Here is a 4,560-nt window from a genome sequence, read left to right as displayed (position 1 = left end):
CACCACTACGCAACTGCTGAGCTGCTTTCTTGTAATCAATTTCTAAGTTGTCCATAATATAAAAACTGTGTTAAACTACTTTTATTGTAGCTTGACACAGTTTAATTTACACTCTCAACTGCTTTTTTGAGAAAAATCTCTCTCTTTGTATTTTTTTATTTCACATCCTTCTTTTATTAAAATACTATCACCACTAAACAAAATAGCTTCATTAAATGAGCTCATATTTAAATTAGAACGCATACAATGAAGCACATGTTTTTTTAAATCATACCAATAGTAGTATCCTTCTTTGAAAAAAATAGCTCCATCGATATCCGATGACACATCTCTGCTTGTTGTATATTTATGAGTTATAATTTTATTAAATCGCTTATCTAAATATGACAATGTTATATACCTGTAGCTTGAAGAACCCGTAAGGAAAAATACATAATCAGTGCCAAATAAAATTTTTGGTACAGACTGTTGCTTTGTCTTGCTATTTAAATAGTAATCAAGAGTATCAATATAATTTGTAATACTTACCTGAAGTGAATAGGAGTTATCTTCTGCAGGTACAAGTTTAACAAATATGCCATTTTTTGCAAATACACTCTTAAATCCTACCTTATTAATGACATCAATGCTTACATTTGTTTCTTTGGCTACCTTATTAGAATCAGAACACCCTAATATCAGTAACAGCAATATTATCATAACACCTCGGTAAAAAAATACCGAAGCGTTATGATAATAAAGAGCATTATAAAGGTTTGTTTTTACTTCCATTTACTTTTCTAAAGTTTCTATTTAAATTTACACCTTTAATTATAAAGTTAGAAACAGGTCTCCAGAAAATAGTTCCGCCATATGCAGCCGAAGAATTATATAAGACCATTCCTTTCCAATACCCTTGAATTGCTGGACTATAAGTAAGTTTTTTACCTAACATTTGAAATTCAGGATTAAATATAGCATTTTGGTTTCCAGATGCATTTTTTAGCCTATTCCAAAACAATTCTATATACTTCATATAGACCACTCTTTCTTTGAATTGGTTCTTTTGGAAATAAAAGAATAAATGGCATACTGGATACAAATTGGCAGGAGATTAAATATCCCTAACCAAACAAACACTAAGATGCTCAAAGATAAGGCTGCCCCATTGGTTACAACTAAGGAAATAATGCCTATCAAAAACAACGTCACAAGACTATTCAATATTATTTGTCTTTTCAGCAAAAACTCCTTTCTAACAGATTTTGCCCAAAGCCAAGCAAGCAAAGCCATACTCAAGTTAAACAAGGAAATACAAATCGTAAGCATAATGCCCATAAAATATCCCAAGTACAAGACCACTGCAGGAATAATATAGGCAACAAATGTAGCCACAAATACTGTGAGCAAATATTTCTTTGTATCTTTATCTCTTAGTTTCATATTACGTTTATTATATTTTACTTTGTTTTATACATTACAATGAAATGCTGTTTTATACTCATTTCCTGCTACAAAAATAACATTTTGTAGTGATAATCGGTTATAATCCCTTGAAAATCTACGATATTCTATCGTAATTTAGACAAAATGAAAATAGAATCTGTAAATGTGGAACTTAAATAAATGGTTTTCTAACACAGCAAGATATATGTTTGCAATGAATATTTGTTCTTTTGCCATACTCTTGAAATGACAAAACCGGATAATTGCACAGAGTTGTGGAAAATAACAATGCTGTTATGCAGATTATATCCAACCTACACAACAAATAGCATAAAACTTCCAAAATCTGTACCACCATAAGGATATAAAATCCTTATATCTTTTTTATGCTGGCATATTGAGGACATAGAAATTATTACATCTTGGTTTTCCCCATACCTATTCTTTACGGGGAGCAAAGCCCCTTCCAAGATAGCCACTATGTCGCTTTTTACAAAAGTGGAACCATGTTGTATCAGGAAGTTTTGAGAATCATATATGCCTGAAAATAAAAATCTAATTGAAGTCTTTAAATCTTCAAAAGTTTCTATTAAAATATATCGCACTCTATCTGTTTATAAATTCATGAATATAAACGTCAAAATCATTAGGGCAATCAGCTTTACAAATTATTGTTCCACTAACCTTTGATGCCATCAAATAGTAATTTGTATCAGTCTCTATTATTTTGTACAATTTATCGAAAGGAATACTTGACTCTATTTCATTGCATGTCACTACATAGTGGTCATCATAGAACTTAACTATATAAATTGCATCTCTTATTGTTTTATTTTGGCGATAAACCTTTCTGGCTTTTTGTATTGGCGATTTGTAAAGAGACCAGTTGACTATAATAATGAGTAAAAACATCATTATTGAGCCTATAGGAAAGTCTTCCGAAGTAATATCATTTACTATCATACCCACTGTGAATAGCAGTAGTATTATATTGCAAATAATGACATTTCTTACATAATGAAACATATGTAATATTACATATTTGTTGAAACGCACTACTTCTTCTTCCGAGAATGTGCTGTTAATTGTAAAAAGAGGTTGTTTCATATTTCTTTTCCATCTATTGTTATTATGGATTCGCTTGGAAACACAACATCTATTGTGTGTTCTGTAGTTTGCAACATATAATGTCGCAAATCCAATTTTGATTCATATATTTGTTCCAATCCTGCAGTTTCTAACCATTTTATATAATGAGATTCTTTTACATTGACCAATGTCGCCGAGATATTTGGATTATGACAAAACTCCGCCCACCTAAAATGCTCTAATGTTACTCTGTATGAGAACACATTTGCAAAAACAATTTTTGTAACCCGTTTTTCCTTAAACGAGTCCAATTCTACCAATAAATCAGTAGCGTTATATTCTATTTTTGAAAGGGCATGTTCCCCTTCCATAAAAGGCAAAGGAGTCCATTCTTCTTGTGGTATTTTATTGCTCATATTTTATCGTTTTTATTGCACAAAGATAGTGTTTTATACTGATAATCAAGCAGAAATATTTAAGTATCTGCTGTTTTTAGTTACTATTTAGACAAATTGAAATTAATATCTGTAATTTATGGATATAGAAGCCTTTTTATCTCATCCAATAATCTCAAACAAGATATTTGCATGATGCTTTATATGAGGTGGTTTTACTCTTGTATAGACTACACTCTTTATCCAAGTTTTCAAAATAGACATTTGAGATAGTGTTACTTATAAGAAGTTTTTTAACTCGTAGAGAACAAACAGTTGCCCCGGAATCTTTCAAATAAAATAGCTCCTCACCGTTCTCCAATGATTATGATTCACACAAGTCTTTGCATTTCTCCCAATGGGCATCGAATTCCTCTTTGCTAACCAACATATTGGTTTCTATAGAATACAAGTCATATTGCAGGATAATGGACATCGGAGGATTGTGTTTGATGAAATCTTCTGGAAAGCAACTATCTACGTAGACATTAGCTACGCAATAGTTGCCATCCGCAGAAATTGTGATAGCCTTTGATACTCTCACGCCATCAAACTCGCCATAGCAAATCGTGTCGAACACCTTTATCTTGAAATAGAACTTGTATATCAATGTCCTGTTATTGCATGGAAGCTGGCTTCTCAGACGGATGCACAAATGAGCTAAGGACAACAAAAAACTTTTCTTGGCATCCTTTGGAGACATTATCAGCGTGAAGTCCTTGCCAAGCTGACCTACGGAATTCACTTCGACTTTTGTTTCTGGGGCTTCCTTGGAGACAAGTGCTTTGACCTCCTTAACCGCCTTGCTCCAAGTCTCAACGTAATCAGGAAAAATGAAGTAATAATAGCTGCAGAAAAAGAACTCCTTAGTCTCTGGCTTGTATTGTACGAAGAAGTTGGCAGAATCAAAAGATTCGGTAAACTTATCTTCGGGCATGATGTAAGAATCATCGGACGACTTCTCACAAACCGTACTAAGCATCTTGACTTGCCTCTTGAACAATATTTTGTATCTGTTGCGATATAACTTGAAAGCAATGAAGATAATTGCCAAAATGACAAGGATTGTCAACCCTATAATATTCGTAAAGAAAAGAAGGAGAAAGATATATACGCCATATATGATGACACAACTCCATAAAACTACCATTCCAAGTTTTTTTATCATAGGACTATTCGCTAACTATTGTTTGACATTATCTTTCATTTTTTATCCCTATACAGTCAGTACGCTCTTTCTCATCCGTAATAAGTTCTTTCATATCCACAGACAGCAATTGCGCAATTTCAAGAAGTGTGGTAAGGTTGGGTTGAGTGCGGTTGCATACGTATGCATTGACCGTACTGAAACTCCTTCCCAACTTCTTTGCGAGCCATGTTTGGCTTATCCCTTTGTCCTCTAAGACTGCTCTTATGCGATTTAACTTCATGTTTTTATCGTTTTTACGCTACAAAAATAATATTTTATCGTGATAATCCATCCAAATCCCTTAAATATCTGCTGTATTCCGTCGTAATTTAGACAAAATAGAAATATAATCTGCAAAAATGGAACTAAGCAATTGATTTCCCAATATGGCAAGATACATATATGCGTTTATGAATATGTTCT

At 32.7% G+C, this 4,560-nt stretch carries 7 protein-coding genes; all 7 read right to left on the bottom strand.

Annotated features, from left to right (window positions below):
- Window positions 1–114 precede the first annotated feature (114 nt).
- The 7 genes from NNC77_RS16065 to NNC77_RS16035 all read right to left on the bottom strand — a co-directional run bounded on the left by NNC77_RS16065 (window position 115) and on the right by NNC77_RS16035 (window position 4,378).
- Window positions 115–771, bottom strand: coding sequence for a hypothetical protein (locus NNC77_RS16065; protein ID WP_254971833.1), 657 nt, complete (start codon window positions 769–771; stop codon window positions 115–117).
- Window positions 746–1,015, bottom strand: coding sequence for a hypothetical protein (locus NNC77_RS16060; protein ID WP_218421366.1), 270 nt, complete (start codon window positions 1,013–1,015; stop codon window positions 746–748). The genes NNC77_RS16065 and NNC77_RS16060 overlap by 26 nt, the downstream gene beginning before the upstream one ends.
- Window positions 1,012–1,422: a hypothetical protein gene (locus NNC77_RS16055; protein ID WP_218421367.1), complete on the bottom strand. Its 411-nt coding sequence runs from the start codon at window positions 1,420–1,422 to the stop codon at window positions 1,012–1,014. Before NNC77_RS16055 ends, NNC77_RS16060 begins: the two co-directional genes overlap by 4 nt.
- Before the next feature lie 609 nt (window positions 1,423–2,031).
- Complete coding sequence (locus NNC77_RS16050) at window positions 2,032–2,532, bottom strand: YcxB family protein (RefSeq protein WP_118066834.1); 501 nt, start codon at window positions 2,530–2,532, stop codon at window positions 2,032–2,034.
- The gene (locus tag NNC77_RS16045; RefSeq protein WP_118066835.1) at window positions 2,529–2,930 is read right to left on the bottom strand and encodes a hypothetical protein; all 402 of its coding nucleotides are present in this window, start codon (window positions 2,928–2,930) and stop codon (window positions 2,529–2,531) included. Before NNC77_RS16045 ends, NNC77_RS16050 begins: the two co-directional genes overlap by 4 nt.
- A 343-nt stretch (window positions 2,931–3,273) precedes the next feature.
- Window positions 3,274–3,930, bottom strand: coding sequence for a hypothetical protein (locus NNC77_RS16040; RefSeq protein WP_218421391.1), 657 nt, complete (start codon window positions 3,928–3,930; stop codon window positions 3,274–3,276).
- Between the two features lie 214 nt (window positions 3,931–4,144).
- Window positions 4,145–4,378: a helix-turn-helix domain-containing protein gene (locus tag NNC77_RS16035; RefSeq protein WP_218421392.1), complete on the bottom strand. Its 234-nt coding sequence runs from the start codon at window positions 4,376–4,378 to the stop codon at window positions 4,145–4,147.
- Window positions 4,379–4,560 lie beyond the last annotated feature (182 nt).

The organism is Segatella copri (assembly GCF_024330485.1).
GTDB classification, from domain to species: domain Bacteria; phylum Bacteroidota; class Bacteroidia; order Bacteroidales; family Bacteroidaceae; genus Prevotella; species Prevotella copri_L.
This window is presented reverse-complemented; position numbering and strand designations above follow the sequence as displayed.